The organism is Conexibacter sp. SYSU D00693 (genome assembly GCF_017084525.1).
Taxonomy (GTDB): Bacteria; Actinomycetota; Thermoleophilia; order Solirubrobacterales; family Solirubrobacteraceae; genus Baekduia.
In genome coordinates, this window is sequence record NZ_CP070950.1 from 4,210,640 (window position 1) to 4,227,241 (window position 16,602).

Annotated in this window: 14 protein-coding genes and 1 tRNA gene; 8 read left to right on the forward strand and 7 right to left on the reverse strand. The window is 75.1% G+C overall.

Translation table 11 applies throughout. The features are described 5' to 3' along the window. Positions 1-115: 115 nt before the first annotated feature. Genes JUB12_RS20770 through JUB12_RS20785 form a run of 4 tightly spaced genes read right to left on the reverse strand, consistent with a single transcriptional unit; the run spans position 116 to position 3,766 of the window. Positions 116-1,543 (reverse strand): HAMP domain-containing sensor histidine kinase, encoded by a 1,428-nt coding sequence (locus JUB12_RS20770; protein ID WP_205697349.1) that lies wholly within the window; start codon positions 1,541-1,543, stop codon positions 116-118. Then, complete coding sequence (locus tag JUB12_RS20775) at positions 1,540-2,241, reverse strand: response regulator transcription factor (RefSeq protein ID WP_205697350.1); 702 nt, start codon at positions 2,239-2,241, stop codon at positions 1,540-1,542. The genes JUB12_RS20770 and JUB12_RS20775 overlap by 4 nt, the downstream gene beginning before the upstream one ends. Before the next feature lie 35 nt (positions 2,242-2,276). Beyond that, a complete protein-coding gene (locus JUB12_RS20780; protein WP_205697351.1) occupies positions 2,277-2,768 on the reverse strand; it encodes an SRPBCC family protein in 492 nt (163 codons plus the stop codon). Beyond that, positions 2,768-3,766, reverse strand: a complete 999-nt coding sequence (locus JUB12_RS20785) for a lysophospholipid acyltransferase family protein (protein ID WP_205697352.1) — start codon at positions 3,764-3,766, stop codon at positions 2,768-2,770. The genes JUB12_RS20780 and JUB12_RS20785 overlap by 1 nt, the downstream gene beginning before the upstream one ends. A gap of 39 nt (positions 3,767-3,805) precedes the next feature. Here JUB12_RS20785 and JUB12_RS20790 point away from each other — a divergent pair, with 39 nt between their 5' ends. The 7 genes from JUB12_RS20790 to JUB12_RS20820 all read left to right on the forward strand — a co-directional run bounded on the left by JUB12_RS20790 (position 3,806) and on the right by JUB12_RS20820 (position 10,431). Further along, positions 3,806-4,990 carry a PP2C family protein-serine/threonine phosphatase gene (locus JUB12_RS20790; protein WP_241004338.1) on the forward strand — a complete coding sequence of 395 codons (1,185 nt, stop codon included), beginning with the start codon at positions 3,806-3,808 and terminating at the stop codon, positions 4,988-4,990. Continuing rightward, positions 4,987-6,534 (forward strand): ATP-binding protein, encoded by a 1,548-nt coding sequence (locus JUB12_RS20795; RefSeq protein WP_205697354.1) that lies wholly within the window; start codon positions 4,987-4,989, stop codon positions 6,532-6,534. The genes JUB12_RS20790 and JUB12_RS20795 overlap by 4 nt, the downstream gene beginning before the upstream one ends. Further along, entirely contained in the window at positions 6,531-6,992 is a 462-nt protein-coding gene (locus JUB12_RS20800) for a response regulator (RefSeq protein WP_205697355.1), read from the forward strand. The genes JUB12_RS20795 and JUB12_RS20800 overlap by 4 nt, the downstream gene beginning before the upstream one ends. A gap of 21 nt (positions 6,993-7,013) precedes the next feature. Continuing rightward, entirely contained in the window at positions 7,014-8,372 is a 1,359-nt protein-coding gene (cysS, locus tag JUB12_RS20805) for a cysteine--tRNA ligase (protein ID WP_205697356.1), read from the forward strand. After that, positions 8,365-9,156 (forward strand): 23S rRNA (guanosine(2251)-2'-O)-methyltransferase RlmB, encoded by a 792-nt coding sequence (gene rlmB, locus JUB12_RS20810; RefSeq protein WP_205697357.1) that lies wholly within the window; start codon positions 8,365-8,367, stop codon positions 9,154-9,156. Before cysS ends, rlmB begins: the two co-directional genes overlap by 8 nt. A gap of 156 nt (positions 9,157-9,312) precedes the next feature. Next, complete coding sequence (gene sigH, locus JUB12_RS20815; protein WP_205697358.1) at positions 9,313-9,960, forward strand: RNA polymerase sporulation sigma factor SigH; 648 nt, start codon at positions 9,313-9,315, stop codon at positions 9,958-9,960. Between the two features lie 81 nt (positions 9,961-10,041). Then, positions 10,042-10,431, forward strand: a complete 390-nt coding sequence (locus JUB12_RS20820; protein WP_205697359.1) for a hypothetical protein — start codon at positions 10,042-10,044, stop codon at positions 10,429-10,431. A gap of 243 nt (positions 10,432-10,674) precedes the next feature. On the opposite strand, the gene JUB12_RS20825 is transcribed toward JUB12_RS20820, so the two are convergent. Continuing rightward, entirely contained in the window at positions 10,675-12,900 is a 2,226-nt protein-coding gene (locus tag JUB12_RS20825) for a hypothetical protein (RefSeq protein ID WP_205697360.1), read from the reverse strand. Between the two features lie 352 nt (positions 12,901-13,252). On the opposite strand from JUB12_RS20825, the gene JUB12_RS20830 reads away from it, so the two are divergent. After that, a complete protein-coding gene (locus tag JUB12_RS20830; protein WP_241004339.1) occupies positions 13,253-15,862 on the forward strand; it encodes an alpha/beta hydrolase in 2,610 nt (869 codons plus the stop codon). Between the two features lie 81 nt (positions 15,863-15,943). On the opposite strand, the gene JUB12_RS20835 is transcribed toward JUB12_RS20830, so the two are convergent. Continuing rightward, positions 15,944-16,016 (reverse strand) — tRNA-Thr (locus JUB12_RS20835). 39 nt (positions 16,017-16,055) lie between these two features. Continuing rightward, on the reverse strand, positions 16,056-16,592 hold the full coding sequence (locus tag JUB12_RS20840) for a hypothetical protein (RefSeq protein ID WP_205697361.1): 537 nt from the start codon (positions 16,590-16,592) through the stop codon (positions 16,056-16,058). Positions 16,593-16,602: the final 10 nt, after the last annotated feature.

Below are 16,602 nucleotides of genomic sequence, written 5' to 3' on the forward strand. Positions count from 1 at the left end.
CGATCGTGGCGCCGCGCGCGTCACGGATCACCACCGCCGCGTCACGCCTTCGCGCCCGCGCGCGCCCGCGCCAGCACCCGCGCGCGCCCGCGCCAGCACCCGCGCGCGCCCCCGGTCACCCGCCCGGCGGCGCGGGCGGAAGCGCGAGGACGAAGCGGGCGCCCGGGGCGCCGCCGTCGGCGTCCGCGAGGACGAGGGTGCCCGACATCCCCGTGGCGAGCTCGCGGCCGATCGCCAGGCCGAGGCCGAAGCCGCCCTCGCCGCCGGTGCGGGTGCCGCGGCGGAAGCGCTCGAAGATCGCGTCGCGCTCGTCGTCCGGGACGCCCGGGCCCTGGTCGGTCACCTCGAGCGTCGCGCGGTCGCCGTGGTAGGCGGGCTCGACGCGGACCGTGGTGCCGGCGGGGGAGAAGCGCAGGGCGTTGTCGAGCAGGATCCGGACGACGCGGGCGACGGCGCTGGCGTCGGCGCGGGCCCAGACCGGCGCGGGCGGCGGGACGGCCTCGACCGTGACGCCCGCCTCGCGGGCGCGCAGGACGAACTCGGCGCTCACCGCGCGGACGAGCTCGCCGAGCTCGACGGGCTCGGGATGCAGCTCGACGCCGGCGTCGAGGCGGCTGAGCTCGAGCAGCTCGGTGGCCAGGACGCCGAGGCGCCGCAGCTCGCCGCGCGCCGCGCCGATCTGCGTGCGCGCGTCGCGCACGTCGACCTCGTCGAGCGCGAGGTCCTCCTCGAGCAGCTCCATCGTCCCCTGCAGCGAGGTCAGCGGCGTGCGCAGCTCGTGCGACGCCGTGGCCACGAACGCGCGGCGGGCCGCCTCCTGGCGGCGCAGCGCGACCTGCATCGCCGTGAACGCGCGCGCGAGGTCGCCGATCTCGTCCTGGCCGCGGTCGGTCGGCGGCGGCGCGTCCGGACCCTGCTCGGCCAGGCGCAGCGCGACCGCGCGCAGCCGGCCCAGCCGCCGCGACAGCGTCGACGACAGCGCCGCGCCCAGCAGCAGCGCGACGCCGAGGCCGACGAGCGCCGCGGTGAGGAACGCATCGCGCACCTCGCCGAAGACGGCATCGATGTCGCGCTCGGGCTTGCGGACCGCCAGGACCCACAGGTCGCGGTCGCGGACCCGCAGCGGCACCGCGATGCGCGTGCCCTCGTCGGTGACCGACTCGACGGTCCGGGGCGGGTCGCCGATGAAGACCTCGTAGACGTCGTCGAAGCGGGGGCGCGACGTCTCGGTGTCCAGCCGTCGATCGGTCTGCACGAACGGCGTCGCCGGGATGAGCATCGCCCGGGAGTTCGTGCGCGCGGCGAGGTCGAACACGGCGTCGGTGACGTCCGCGCCGATCCCGCGCTCGCGCGCGAGCAGGTCCTCGAGCTGCGGGCGCAGCGAGAGCGTCGCGGCCCGCACCGACTCGCGCGACTGCTCGCGCAGGCGGTCCTGCAGCGGGGACAGCAGCGCGAGGGCGGCCACGGCGAGGGTCGCGATGGCCGTCGCGACGAGCGCGAGCGCCAGCCGACCGCGCAGGCCGAGCAGCGCGCCGCGCCTCACCGGTCGCGGAAGCGGTAGCCCGCGCCGCGCACCGTGAGGATGAGCTTCGGGTCCTCCGGCGTCGCCTCGAGCTTCTCGCGCAGGTGGCGGATGTGGACGTCGATCGCGCGGGGGTCGCGGAACGCGCTGTCGCCCCAGATCGACCGCAGCAGCTCCTGGCGGTTGAACAGCCGCCCGGGCCGCGACATGAGGCACTGCAGCAGCTCGAACTCGCTGAACGTCAGCCGCACCGGCTTGTCGTCGACGGAGACCTCGCGCAGGCGCTGGTCGAGCACGACCGGGCCGATGCGGATCGTCGCGTCGTCCAGGACGCGCCCGGACGAGCGCCGCAGCACCGCCCGGATGCGCGAGCGCAGCTCGGCCAGGCCGAACGGCTTGGTGACGTAGTCGTCGGCGCCGGCCTCGAGGCCCTGGACCGCGTCGGCCTCGGAGTCCAGCGCGGTGAGCATGATGATCGGCACGACGTTGCGCCGGGCGCGCAGGGTGCGCGCCACGTCGTGGCCCGTCGGTCCCGCGCCGAGCGCCACGTCGAGCAGGACGACGTCGAACCCGCGGCCCGCCGCCTCCTCCAGCGCGGCGTGGCCGTCGCCCACCGCGATGACCCGATGGCCCTCGCGCTCGAAGGACCGCGTGAGCATGTCGCGCAGGGGCGCGTCGTCGTCCACGACGAGGATGTCGAGCGCCGACCCGGCGACCATCAGGCGATCCAGCGTATAGGCCGCGCCCGCGGCAGCTAGGCGACGCGCTGGCGCGCGGCACGGCGCTGCGCGGCGGTCGCGCGCAGCTGCTCGGACTCGACCTGGCGCTTGAGCTGCTGCAGCGACCGGCGCAGGTGGCCGCGGATCTGCGGTGCCGCCAGGCGCTCGGCGATCGCGCCCAGCAGCCCGGAGCCGGCGACCCCGTAGGCGAGGCGCAGCTCGACGGTCGTGCGGCCCGGACGCCTCGTGCGCAGCCGCCAGCGCCCGCGCTGGTCGGCGCCGGTGATGGACACCCACGACAGCTCCGAGCACGGCACGTGCTCGACGACCTCGACGAGCCCGCCGACCTCCGCCGAGCCGACCTGCAGCAGCGTGCGCACCCGCGTCCCGCAGCCCGAGCGCTGCTCGCCGACGACCTCCCAGCGCGTCACCCCGCGCATGAACTCGAGGTAGCGGGTGGGGTCGTCGACGAACGCCCAGACCGCCTCGGGCGGCGCGCTGACGTCGATCGACGCGGTGACGCGCATCAGCCGACCACCGGCAGCCGGCGCTCCGCCGCGAGCGCGTCCAGCGTGTCCTGCATGAGTCGCGTCACGTGCTCGTAGACCTCGTCGACGTCGGGCTCGGGCCCGAACTCCTCGCGCAGGTGGATCGGCGGCAGCGCCTCGACGACGATCTTCGACGGCAGCGGCACGTGGCCCGTGAAGTCGCCGACGACGAGCCCCCACGGCGGCGCCAGCAGGATCGGCAGCGACTTCAGCCGCGCGGTGCGGTCGAGCATGAGCGCCCGGGCGAGGCCCTTGCCCTGCGAGAGGAACAGCGCCGTCTCCTGCCCGCCGATCGACACGAGCGGGACGATCGGCACGTCGTGCTCGAGCGCGAGGCGCACGAAGCCGCGGCGGCCGTCGAAGTCGACGCGGTGGCGCTGCCAGGACGGGCGGAAGACCTCGTGGTCGCCGCCGGGGTAGACGAGCAGCGCCGCGCCCGCCTCCAGCGCCTGCCGCGCGTTCTCGGGCGACGCCGCCACCACGCCGTACTTGCGCAGGAAGCCCAGGCCCGGGAAGGAGACCACGAGGTTGTGCGCGAGCTGGTGGAAGCGCCGCTCGACGCCGAAGTACGCGGAGAACGCGAGCGTGAAGACCCCGGTGTCCGGCGTCATGTTGCCGCCCGAGTGGTTGCCCACGATGAGGACGGGGCCCTCCTCCGGGATGTTCCCCAGCCCGCGGACCTCCGCCCGGTGCCAGAGCGACGCCAGCAGCCACAGCCCGGGCAGCGACTCGCGGATGTAGTCCGGGTCGCGCTCGTCGAGGTCGGCGCTGGGCACCCGCGCCTGGACGGCGCCGGCGACGCCCTTCAGCGCGCGGGCGGGCAGCGCGGCGGCCCGTCCCACCACCGCGCCGAGCAGGGCCGACGCGCCCGACGGGCCGGCGCCGGACGGGGCGCCGTCGTCCTCCGCGGCCGGGTCGAGGCCGCCGGGGTGGTGGCCGTTGCGCGCGGCGCGCCTGGCCGTGGAGGCCTCGGGCATGGCCGGATGCTACCCGCAGGCGGTACGGTGCCGACCCCGTTGTCCGCCGCAGCCCCCGACAGGATCGCCAGTCCCCTGCGCGTGCTGCTCGTCGAGGACGACGAGGGCGACGCGCTGATCGTCGAGGACCTCCTCGAGGACGCCCCGCTGCCGCTCGAGCTCGTGCGCGCGCGCACCGCCGCCGAGGCGGCGCGGCTCGTCGCCCGGGTCGACTGCGCGCTGGTCGACCTCGACCTGCCCGACGCGTCGGGCCTCGAGGCCCTGCACCGCCTGCGCGCCGCCGCACCGTCGACCGCCACGATCGTCCTCACCGGCCTCGCCGACGAGTCGCGCGGCGTCGACGCCGTGGGCGCCGGCGCGCAGGACTACCTCGTCAAGGGCTCGGTCGACGGTGCCCTCCTCGCCCGGGCCATCCGCTACGCCGTCGAGCGCCGCCGGGCCGACGGCCAGCGCCGCGAGCTCGAGGCCGCCCGCCTGGAGGCCCGCGAGAACGCCCGCCTGGAGCGCGGCCTGCTCCCCAACCCGCTGGTCACGGACCCCGGCGTCCACCTGGCCGCGGCCTACCGCCCGGGCCGGCGCCGGACCCTGCTGGGCGGCGACTTCTACGACGCGGTGCAGACCGGGGACGGCGCCGTGCACCTCGTCATCGGCGACGTCGCCGGCCACGGGCCCGACGAGGCCGCCACCGGCGTCGCGCTGCGCATCGGCTGGCGGACGCTCGTCCTCAGCGGCACGCCCGACGACCAGGTCCTGCCCACGCTGCAGGAGGTGCTCGTGGCCGAGCGCCAGTCCGAGGAGGTCTTCACGACGCTCGCCGCGGTGACCATCGACCCGGACCGGCGGCGGCTGCACCTGCGCCTCGCCGGCCACCCCGCGCCGCTGCTGCTCGGCGTCGGGGGCGCCGCGGTGCCGGTCACGCCGCTGCGCAGCGGCCTGCCGCTCGGGGTCCTGCCCGACGCCCGCTGGGACGCGAGCACCGTCGACCTCCCGCGCGACTGGGCGCTGCTGCTCTACACCGACGGCATCGTCGAGGGCCAGACGACCGCCGGCGACGGCGCCCGGCTCGGCGACGCGTGGCTGGCCGCGCAGCTCACCCGCCACGTCACCCAGGAGCCGGGCTGGCGGCGGATGCCCGAGACCCTGCTCTCGGACCTCATCGCCGCCGCGGAGCGCGAGAACGGCGGCCCGCTGGCCGACGACGTCGCGATCCTGCTGGTCTCGTGACGACCCGCCGCCTGACGGTCGGCGGCTGGTTCGCCGCGGTGGTCGGCGTGGCGACGCTCGTCGCCCTCGCGGCGATCGTCGCGTGCCTGCTGGCCCTCAGCCGGCTCTCCGACGCCCGCAACCTCGTGCTCGACCAGCTCGACCCCGCCGCCTTCGCCACCCAGCGGCTGCGGGCCGGCCTGCTCGACGAGGAGACCGGCGTGCGGGGCTTCGCCCTCGTGCAGCGCGACGACTTCCTCACGCCGTTCACCCGGGGCCGCGTCCGGACCGGGCGGGCGCTGCGCGAGCTCGACGGCCTCACCCGCGACGAGGACCTGGAGTCGCTCGCGACGGACGTCGCCCGCGTGCGCACCTCGGCGTTCCTGTGGCGCGTCGGCTACGCGCAGCCGACCGTCGATCGCGTCCGCGCCGGCGGCACGAGCCAGGCGCGCGGGCTCACGGCGGAGGAGGGGCGCCGGCGCTTCGACCAGGTGCGCCGCAACCTGGCGACCCTCGACCGGCGCGTGCTCGCGCTGCGGGCCGAGGGCCGGGTCGACCAGCGCGACGCGGCCCGCGACCTCAACCGGCTGCTCGTGCTCGCCGGCGTGGTCATCGTCCTCACCCTCGTGCTCGCCGGCTTCCTGCTGCAGCGCGTCGTGATCCGCCCGGTCAACCGGCTCGGCGAGAGCGTCCGGCGGGTGTCCGAGGGCGGCTTCGGCCTGCCGGTGGAGCCGACCGGCCCGGCGGACGTGCGCCGGCTGGGCGCCGACGTGGAGGCGATGCGCCAGCGCATCGAGGACGCACGGGCGATGCTCGAGGCCCAGGCCACCGACCTCCAGCGCTCCAACGCCGAGCTCGAGCAGTTCGCCTACGTGGCCTCCCACGACCTCCAGGAGCCGCTGCGCAAGGTCGCGAGCTTCTGCCAGATGCTCGAGCGCCGCTACGGCGACCAGCTCGACGAGCGCGGTCGCCAGTACATCGACTTCGCGGTCGACGGCGCCAAGCGGATGCAGCAGCTCATCAACGACCTCCTCGCGTTCTCCCGCGTCGGGCGCGTCACGCGCCCGCACGAGGAGGTCTCGCTGGCGGCCGTCGCCGAGCGCGCGCTGAGCTCGCTGGAGACGGTGGTCGAGGAGACGGGGGCCACGATCGAGCTCGCCGACGACCTGCCGACGGTGCACGGCGACGCCACGCTCCTGGCGCTCGTCCTGCAGAACCTCATCGGCAACGCGATCAAGTTCCGCCGGCCCGACGTCGCGCCGGTGGTCCGCGTCACGTGCGAGGGGCGCGACGACGGGCACTTCGAGCTCGCGGTGGCCGACAACGGCATCGGGATCGAGGAGCAGTACGCCGACCGGATCTTCGTGATCTTCCAGCGGCTGCACGCGCGCGAGGCCTACGAGGGCACGGGCATCGGGCTGGCAATGTGTCGCAAGGTGGTCGAGTACCACGGCGGCGAGCTGTGGCTGGACACCACGCGCGACCCCGCCGACGGGCCGGGGTCGACGTTCCGCTTCACCCTGCCCGTCGAGACCCCAGACGACGGACAGGAGGGCCCCGCATGAGCGAGGCGAGGGAGATCGAGGTGCTGCTGGTGGAGGACGACGCGGGCGACGTCCTGCTCGTCCAGGAGGCCTTCGAGGACCACAAGGTCCGCAACCGGCTGCACCACGTGTCCGACGGCGAGGAGGCGCTGCGCTTCCTGCGTCGCGAGGGCGACTTCGCCGACGCGCCCCGGCCCGACCTCGTCCTGCTCGACCTCAACCTGCCGCGCAAGGACGGCCGCGAGGTGCTGCGCGAGGTCAAGGGCGACGACGAGCTGCGCTCGATCCCGGTGGTCGTCCTGACGACCTCGGAGGCCGAGGAGGACGTCCTGCGCTCCTACGACCTGCACGCCAACGCGTACGTCACCAAGCCCGTCGACTTCGAGCGCTTCATCGAGATCGTCCGCAAGGTGGACGAGTTCTTCGTGACGGTGGTCAAGCTGCCGGGCGGCGGGCCCGGGGGCGGCGGCCAGGTCTAGCCGCCGCGTAGGCTGCCGGGCGTGCGCGACGTCCGCCTGCACGACACGAAGACCGGGGCGCTCAAGGCCCTCGAGCCGCGCGAGGGCCACGTCGGCATCTACGCCTGCGGCCCGACGGTCTACAACCGCATCCACGTCGGCAACGCGCGGCCGTTCGTCGTCTTCAGCCTGCTCAAGCGCTTCCTCGAGCGCGAGGGCCTGCGGGTCACGTTCGTCGCCAACGTCACCGACGTCAACGACAAGATCTACGACGCCGCGCGGGCGCGGGGGATCGGCTCCGAGGAGCTCGCGCGCGAGATGACGGCCCACTACGTGGCCGACACCGACGCCCTGGGGCTGGGCCGGCCCGACCACGAGCCCAAGGCGGCCGAGACGATCGACGGGATCGTCGCGCTCATCCAGGCGCTGCTGGACCGTGACGCGGCCTACGTGGACGCCGCGGGCGACGTCTGGTTCCGCGTGCGCGCCGACGGCGCCTACGGGTCGCTCTCGCACCGCGACGTCGAGCAGATGGACCAGGGGGAGGGGCTCGAGGGCGCCGACCGCAAGCAGGACCCGCTCGACTTCGCGCTGTGGAAGGCCCAGAAGGCGGGCGAGGACACGGCGTGGGACGCGCCATGGGGCCGCGGCCGGCCCGGCTGGCACATCGAGTGCTCGGCGATGGCCGAGGAGCTGCTGGGCCTGGGCTTCGACATCCACGGCGGCGGCAACGACCTGACGTTCCCCCACCACGAGAACGAGGCCGCGCAGACGCGGATGGCGCGGGGCACGGAGCTCGCGCGCATCTGGATGCACAACGGCATGCTCGAGGCGCGGGCGCGCGAGAAGATGGCCAAGTCGGTCGGCAACATCGCGCTGCTGCCCGACGTCATCGGGCGCTGGGGGCGCGACGCGCTCGTGCTGTTCTTCGCCGGCGGCCACTACCGCCAGCCGCTCGTCTTCGACGACGAGACGCTCGCCCAGGCCGCCGCCGGCGTGCGGCGGCTGCGCGAGGCGGGGCGCCGGCTGGTCGACGGCCCCTCGCCCGAGGACCTCGCGGGCCACAAGGACGCGTTCTTCACCGCGCTGGCCGACGACTTCAACACGCCGCGCGCGCTCGCCGAGGTGTGGGCGTGGGTGCGCGAGGCCAACAAGCGCGAGGACGTCGGCGCGGACGACCTGCGCGAGATGCTCGACGTGCTCGGGCTCGCGAACCTCCTGGACGCCGAGGACGCGGCGGGCGCCGACGACGAGGCGCTCGCCCTGCTCGAGGCGCGCCAGGCCGCGCGCGCGGCCAGGGACTTCGCGGAGGCCGACCGGCTGCGCGACGAGCTGGCGGGCCGCGGCTGGGTGGTGCGCGACACGCCCCAGGGCGCGGAGCTCGTGCCCGCCGATGGCTGAACGCCGCCAGGGGCGGGGTCGGCCGGGCGGCGAGCGCCGCGGCGGCGAGCGCCCCGGACGGCGGGGCGACGCGCCGGCCGAGCGCGGGCTGCTGTACGGGCGCAACCCGGTGCACGAGGCGCTGCGGGCCGCGCGCCGGCCGGTGCGGCGGATCTGGGCCACGGCAGCCGCGGCGCGCGAGCCGTGGCTGGCAGGGGCCTCGGTGCCGGTGGAGGTGGTCGACGCCGAGGAGGTCGAGGCGAAGGCGGGCACCACGGCCCACCAGGGCGTCTGCGCCGACGTCGCGCCCTACCCGTACGCCGACGCGGCGCGGCTCCTCGCGGCGCCCGACCCGTTCCTCGTCGTCCTCGACGAGGTGCAGGACCCGCAGAACCTCGGGGCGATCGCCCGGACGGCGGAGTGCGCCGGGGTCACCGGCCTCCTCATCCCGGAGCGCCGCAGCGCCGAGGTGACGCCCGCCGCGTGCAAGGCCTCGGCCGGCGCGGTCGAGCACCTGGCGATCGCCCGGGTGCGCAACGTCGCCGACGCGCTCCTCGAGGCCAAGGAGGCGGGCTGCTGGGTGTACGGCGCCGCGGCCGACGGCGTCGACCACACGACGCCGGACTACCGCGGCGGGTGCGTGCTCGTGCTCGGGGCCGAGGGCCGCGGGCTGCGCCCGCGGGTGCGTGACGCCTGCGACGAGGTCGTCGGCCTGCCGCTCCGGGGGCGGATCGACTCGCTCAACGTGAGCGCCGCGGCGGCGGTGCTGATCTACGGAGCCCTGCAAGCCCGATTGCGTGCTTGACAGGCGTTCTGGACCCTGGCACAGTCGCCCGCGACATAAGGCTCGACCCGAGGTCAAGACTTTCGGGGCCGAACCGACTCTCATGCAGTTGGCGCCAGGGGAGGAGTGCGTCACTGAGCCAAACCGCCTGCAAACAGGCGGAGGAAGGTTGCGCTCGTGGCACGTCTCTCCCTCAACTCTCAAGCTCAGGTCCAGGTCGACGACGGGTACCTGATCGCCCTCGCCAAGCAGGGGGATCCCACCGCGTACGACCGGATCGTCCGCCGCTACTACGGCTTCGTCCGCCTCAAGGCCTCGTCCTACTTCCTGACGGGCGGCGACAGCGACGACCTCATCCAGGAAGGGCTCGTCGGCCTGTACAAGGCCGTCCGCGACTTCCGCTCGGACCGCGAGTCGAGCTTCCGCAACTTCGCGGAGCTTTGCATCACGCGCCAGATCATCACCGCGGTCAAGACGGCCACGCGCAACAAGCACACGCCGCTGAACCAGTACGTCTCGTTCTCCCAGACGCCCGCCACCGCGACCGACGGCGAGCCGACGCTCGACGAGGTCATCGCCGGCCCGGCGGTCCACGACCCGGTCAACCAGGTCATCTCCAGCGAGGAGCTGCGCTCGCTGGTGGGCTGCCTGTCGACGGCGCTGAGCGACCTCGAGTCCCGCGTGCTCGCGCTCTACCTCGACGGCCGCAGCTACGAGGAGGTCGGCGAGCGCCTGGGCGTCGACACGAAGACGGTCGACAACGCCCTCCAGCGCGTCAAGCGCAAGGTCGGCGCCCACCTCACCCAGCGCAACGTCCTGAACTAGCGCGGTGGCGGGTGCCAGGCACCCGCCACCGGCCCCGATCCAGACGGGGCCGGTACGTGCAGTGGCTTAGAGTCCGCGCCCGTGAGCGTCCTCGCCATCGTCCTGCTGGTCGTCGTCGCCGTGCTCGTGCTGCTGTTCGTCGGCGGCTACGCGGGCAACGCCCGGCGGCGCGCCGCCCGTGCGGCCGACCTGCGCCGGCGCGTCGCCGCCGCCAACGAGGCGCTCGCCGCCGCCCACGCCGAGGACAACGGCTGGGCGCCCTCGACCGTCGAGGCCGCCGCCCGCGAGGCGTTCGCCGCCCAGCACCCGGGCGCGCCGATCGACGAGCTGCACCTCGTCCAGGTCGTGGACCTCCCGGGCACCGACGCCGACGAGGCGGTCTTCCGCGTCGTCAGCCACGGCGCCGACCACGACATCCGCCTGGGTCGCCAGGGCGGTGCGTGGGTCCCCGCCGCGCCCAGCGGTCGCTAGTGACCGCCCAGCGGCGCTCGCGGTCCGCCGCCTAACCGGTCCCACCCGAAGGGACAGGCCTTCGCCTACCTTGCGCACCGCATTGCGGCGCGTCTGTGGGGGGTGCTCCGCGCAGACCACGTGGGCCGTCTGAGGGGCCGGCCCACGTGGTCCAGCGACTTGAGGGGATCGTCTCGGGGGAGACGAGGAGGTGTGCGCCGGGGCGCGCCGGCGGGAAGGCCGCCGCGCCCCGGACGCTGCCGCCTAGCGCTTCGTGAGCGTCAGCGCGCGCTTGACCGAGCCCTTGAGCCCGCTCCCGTCGCTGGCGCTGGCGGTCACGCCCACCGTGCCCCCGCCCGCACGGGCCAGGGCCCGGCGTGCCGCGGTCGACAGGGTGGCGCTCAGCGGCGTCGAGCCGCCGCTGGTCAGCGACGTCGTGCGCTTCGTCGTGAACGTGCGCCCCGCGATCCGCACGCGCGCGGTCAGCTCCACCGAGCAGGTCGCCCCGGCCCGCACGCAGCGGAAGGAGCCGAGCGCGATCCGCGTGGACCGGGTCGAGGCAGCCACCCGACGCGAGAGCGTCACCAGCCCCGGACCGACCTGGACGACCAGGCTCTTCTCGGTGCTCTTGTCGGCGCGCTTGACGCTGAGCCCGTCGGACGTCGCCGCGGCTCCGGCGCCGCCGGCGTTCGCCGCGACCACGGCGCACGTCAGGGTGGACCCGAGGTCGCCCTGCGTCACCGCATAGCTGCTGGAGATGGCGCCCTTGATCGCGGCGCCGTCGCGCAGCCACTGGATCGCGTAGCTCGTCGGCGCGCCGCTCCAGCTGCCCGGCGTGCAGGTCACGCGCGAGCCGACCATCGCGCTGCCGCCCAGCGTCGGCGGGGTGAGCGCGGCGGGGACGGCGACCGGCGTCGGCGGCGTCACGGCAGGCGGCGGCGGCTCCTCCGCCGGCGGAGGCTCCTCGGTCTTGGGCGCCGGGACGACCACCGAGACCGTGGCCGTCGACGTCTGGCCGGCGGAGTCGGTCACCGTCGCGGTCAGCGGCACGGTCCTGCCCGCGTCGGCGGCCGTCGCGGTCCACGAGAACTCGTAGGGCGCGGTGGTCTTCGTCGTCGCCCCGAACATGACGGCCTTGACGCCGAAGTCGTCGGCGGCCTGCACGACCGGCTGGATCGTCGCGCCGACGGGCACCACCAGCCCGTCGACCGGGTCGGCGATGGTCGCCGCCGGCGCGGCGTCGGGCTGGGCCTTGGGCAGCTCGAGCGTGGCCGGGCGCTCGGTCAGGTACCCGGTCGTCGTGACGCTGGCCGCGCCGCCCGGGTCGTTGCCCGACACCGGCTGGCACGGGTCGCTCGAGGACGGCGTGGTGAGCGGGCCCGCCGGACAGCCGAACCAGTCACCGACCGACGGCAGCGGCGAGGCCGTGCGGACGGCGCTGTTGTCGGCGGTGGCGTTGAAGATCGCCGTGCCGTTGCGCTCGAACACGTTGCCCGTGCTGCGCACCGCCTGCACGCCCGGGTTGGACGGGTCGTCGCCCGTGCCCGCGTCGGTCAGCAGGAGGCCGACGTTCGCCCGCAGGCCCGCGGCGTTCGTGCTCTGGCGGTGGTCGAGGACCTCGCTGCCGCTCACCAGGCCGCGGTGGCCGGCGGCGTAGCGGATGCCCGTCTGCGGCCCGACGGCCGAGCCGCCGGCGCCCTGGATGCGGCTCCCGAGGACGTTGCCGTAGGCCACGATGCCGGAGCGCACGAGGTTCGCGGGATCGCCGTCCGGACCGCGGGCGTCGTCGAAGAGCACGCCCCCGGTCTGGTAGCCGGTCACGACGCTGTCCTGGACCGTCACGGTGCGACGCACGCCGGCCTCGGTGCCCTGCAGCGAGTTGGACTGCACGACGCCGTAGCCGTAGGGCGAGATGCCCGCCGGGTCGGCCCCGGAGGCGCGCCGGAACGGCCCGACGACGCTGTTGGAGATCCGGCCGCCGGTGTTGAAGAACGCCACACCGGCCTCGGCGAAGGCCGACGGCGACGTGATCGTCACGCCCGAGATGTCGACGAAGTTCTCGTTGTCGTCCGACGAGCCGTTGGACTGCCGCGAGACCGTGACCACGTTGCCGCCGCCGTCGCGCAGGTACGGCACGGTGCCCGCGAGCGTCGCGCCGAGCGCGACGTCGGGCATGATCGTCACCTTGCCCGCGCCGGCGCCCTTGATGGTCAGGGGCTTGGTGATGGTCAGGCCGTTGCGCGAGCCGACGGCGGCCGGCGTCTGGGCCGAGTTGAACGGGACGGAGACCTCGCGGTAGGTGCCGTCGCACACGACGACGGTGTCCCACGGGGCGGCCTGGTCGACCGCGGCCTGGATCTTCGAGAACGCCGCGTTGGGGCACTGGGCCTTGTCGTCGTCGACCGTCCAGGTCGACGCCGACGCCGCCGCCGGCGTGGCGGCGAGCGCGGCCGCGACGGCGAGCGCCGCGGGGCGGAGATGGAACCTCATCAGTGGTACCTCGTGGTCATGAAGCGGGGCGCGACTCGGGCGCACCGGGACATGCCCTCGAAGCGGCACCGACGAGGACGCCGACCACGGTAGACCGCGGACCGCCCGGTCCTCCTCGACCGGTGGTCGAAGCCGGGGGCCCGCGAGCTTGGCCCGGCGGTCGGCATGGAGCTCGCCGGTCCGGACCTACGATCCACGGCGTCCTCCCGGGCAGGGAAACGATCGGCCGCGAACTCGGCGCGGCCGGCCCACTGGAGGACCTCAGGGGGAAGGGGGTCTCACATGCTCCGCCGGCACGCGGGCGAGCGATCCGTCCCTCGCTCGTCCCATCTGACACCACGGAGACCCGGTGATGACCACCGCCACCACGTACGCCCGAGTGCTCGCGGCCGTGCTCGCCCTGGCAGCCGCCATGGCGATCGCCCCCGCGCTCGCGTCCGCCGCCGCCCCCGACCCGATGGCCCGCGGGCCCGAGCCGGTCACGACGCTCGACCCCTTCACCGCCGGCACGGTGGACCTGCAGGAGCCCAACGCCGCCGGTGGCGCGCCGGTCAACCAGGCCGCCGCCGCGACGGTGCAGCTGCGCGGCTCGCTCTACTTCCCGGCCGCGCGCTCGACGCCGTCGCCGATCATCGTCCTGGTCCACGGCAACCACGGGTCGTGCGACACGGGCTCCGCCCCGAACTGCACGGCGTTCAAGCGCAACGACCGCGGCTACGCCTACCTCGGCGAGAACCTCGCCTCCTGGGGCTACACCGTCCTGTCGCTCGACCAGGACCAGCTCATGTACTACCAGGACCAGTCCCAGGGCAAGGGCATGCACCAGCGGCGCACGCTCATCGCCGGGGCGCTGGACATGCTCTACGCGGCCAACCAGGCGCCGCTGGCCGACGAGGGCCCCAACGGCATCAACGGCCGGCTCGTCGGCAAGCTCGACTTCAGCCGCATCGGCCTCATGGGCCACTCGCGCGGCGGTGACGCCGTCACGAGCTTCATCGACTACAACCGCACGCGGCCGGAGCCGGGGCGGCGCTACGCGCTGCGCGGCGTGATCTCGCTCGCGCCGGTCGACTACGAGCGTCGCGCGCCCTACGGGGTGCCGTACCTGTCGATCCTCCCGCGCTGCGACGGCGACGTCTCCAACCTCCAGGGCGCGCGCTTCTTCGAGCGCTCGCAGTACGTCGTCCCGAACGACCCGTTCCCCAAGATCCAGATCTCCGTCCACGGCACGAACCACAACTGGTTCAACAGCGTCTGGGCGGCCGACGGCGAGGACAGCAACCCCAACGACGCCGCGTGCGCCGTCTCCCAGCCCGACAACCTCCGCTTGAGCGGCGGCAAGAGCGTCGTCGGTCCCGACGGCGCGGGCTCGCCCGAGCGGCCGAACACCGGCTCGAGCAACGGCGGCACGTACACCTTCGCCAACCGCGGCTCGGGCGACCCGGACCTCATGGGCGACCAGGAGCGCGTCGGCCTCGCGCTGATGTCGTCGTTCTTCCGGCGCTACGTCGGCGGTGAGGCGCCGTTCGACGAGTACCTCACGGGCGAGCGGTCGGCCAGCGACCCCAACGCCTACGAGCTGCCGGCCACCGCCTGCCCGAACCAGCAGGTCTCGGGCACCAACGGCACGCCGGGCGGCGTCGACGGCACGCGGATCGACTGCTCGGAGCGGATCCTCACGAACTACTTCGCCCCCGCGGCGGAGCGGCTCGACCTGATCCGGCCGGAGCCCGACACCCCGCTGACCGTCAGCGCCCTGGGCACCACGCTGAGCGGCGCCGGCTTCAGCAACCCGTACACGGCGGCCCCGGGCGTCATGCCGACCCCGGCGAAGACCGCCGGCGGCTACGACTGGTGCAACCCGGAGCCCGACCACTTCCAGTACCCGCAGATGGGGCTGACGGGCTACCCGACCGCGGCCAAGCCGTGCCCGCTGCCCGCGGTCAACGACCTGGGGGGGCAGCAGGGCGTTCGCGAGAACGGGCCGGTCAACCAGTCCTACGGGCTCCAGCTGGCGCTGGCGTGGGACGGCCCGGCGGTCCTCGGCACCTCGGTGCCGGCGACCCAGGGCGACGCCTCGAGGTTCAAGGCGCTGACGCTGTCGGCCGCCGTGAACTTCTTCGACCCGCGCAACCCGGCCCGCACCGGCGCGGCGCTGTACGACCCCTCGGTCACGACGCAGGACTTCGCGGTCGTGCTCACCGACGGGTCGGGCAAGGAGGTCGCCGTCAAGGCCGGCGACCAGCGCTACGGCAACGCCCTGCACCCGACCCCGGGGACGACCTCGTCGAAGGTGCACGTCGTCACGGAGCAGATCCGCATCCCCCTGAGCGACTTCGCCGCCCAGGGCCTGGACCTGCGCACGGTGCGCCGGGTGGACCTGCGCTTCGGCGAGCCGGGCTTCCCGGCCTCGGGGTCGATCCAGCTGTCCGACGTGCGCTTCTCGGAGGCTGCGGCGGGCGCGACGGTGTTCGCGGACACGACGGCGGCCGACGGCCCGGCCCAGCGGCACTCGGCCGCCGGCCCGGACCCGGAGGCGATCCTCGCCGGCACGCCGCGTGAGGCGCCCTCGGCGGCCAACCCGGGCCCGGTCCTGCTGACGGGTGCCGCGAAGGCCTGCGCCGGCACGCCGGCGCTGGCGGCCGTCAAGGTGGGGCTGGCCAAGGGCAGGCTCACCGCGCGGGGCAAGGCCAGGGCGTCGGCGTGCGCGAAGCTGCGCTCGGTCCAGGTGGCGGTCTCGAAGGCCGCCGGCAAGGGCACGTGCCGCTTCGTCACCGCGAGCGGGCGCCTGACCAAGGCGCTCACCTGCGCGACCCGCGCCGCGCTGGTGGCCAAGGGCACGACGTCCTGGAGGGCCGCGACGACCGGCCGGCTCGCGAAGGGCCGCTACCGCGTGGTCGTCCGCGCCATCGACGCGGCGGGCGGCGTCACGCAGGTCACGAAGGTCCTGCGCGTGGCCTAGCCCGCGCGCACCGCTCGAGCAGCACGCCTGCGCCCGGCCCCGTGCCGGGCGCAGCGCGTGCTGCGACCAGCGCGAGGCAGGAGCCGGAGGCGGGGCTCGAACCCGCGACCTTCGCTTTACAAGAGCGGTGCTCTACCAGCTGAGCTACTCCGGCGCGCGGCGCGAGTCTACGCGCGCGAGGCGGCGCCGGAGGCTAGGACGGGGTGCCGGAGAGGGCGCGCTCGAGGTCGCCGTGGCCGTTGGTCGAGGCCACGTGCTCGTAGGAGGGGACCTCGTCGTCCTCCTCGGCGTTGAGGCGGCGCTCGAGCTCGCCGAGGACGAGGCCGAAGAGCAGGTGGCGCCAGGTCGCCTGCGCGAACGCCGCGGCGCTGCCGCCCAGGCGGGGCAGCTCGTCGCGGGCGGGGTGCAGGCGGTCGGTGACGAGGACCAGCGGCCAGGAGGCGAGGTGCTCGGCGAGGGCCGCGGCCGGCCCGCGCGCCCACGAGGGCAGCGGCATGCGCGGCGACAGCGCGCTGTAGGCGGCGCCGAACGCCGCGCCGTTGCCGAGGTGCATCGCGAGGCCCACGGCCGGCCACGCGCGCCCGCGCGTGACGAACTTGCCCAGCAGCTCGGTGTCGTCGTAGGGGACGCCGAAGACGCGGCGGTCCAGCGGCTGGGTGGCGGCCCAGGCGCCCGCGGCGACGGCGCCGGCCAGGGCGCCACGGGCGGTGCGGGCACGGTCGAGGGCCATGCGCGGCACT